This is a genomic window from Cohnella baijiui, from assembly GCF_020731285.1.
Taxonomy (GTDB): Bacteria; Bacillota; Bacilli; order Paenibacillales; family Paenibacillaceae; genus Cohnella.
This window is the reverse complement of the sequence record NZ_JAJFOW010000526.1, coordinates 1-209: the sequence shown is the minus strand read 5'-3', so window position 1 is coordinate 209 and position 209 is coordinate 1. Positions and strand designations below refer to the sequence as shown.

The 209-nt window shown below is 42.1% G+C and carries 1 protein-coding gene; it reads right to left on the bottom strand.

What is annotated here, in order from left to right; all coding sequences use genetic code 11:
- Nucleotides 1-209: MFS transporter (locus tag LKX83_RS33660; RefSeq protein WP_227887667.1), on the bottom strand; the 209-nt coding region annotated here is incomplete at both ends.

Genomic DNA, 209 nt, shown 5'->3' with positions numbered 1-209 from the left:
AGTGTGCCTGCCGTAAATACACCAAGTGAGATGATAAAAAACTTCTTGTATCCAATGCGGTCTCCCATATACCCACTAATCGGAATAATAACCCCGGAAGCCAGCATATAGCCTGTCAGTACCCATTGAATGCGGTCTGTTGTTGATCCAAACACATTGGTCAATTTGGGAATTGCAACATTGATTAAACTGTTGTTCAGAATCGCAAC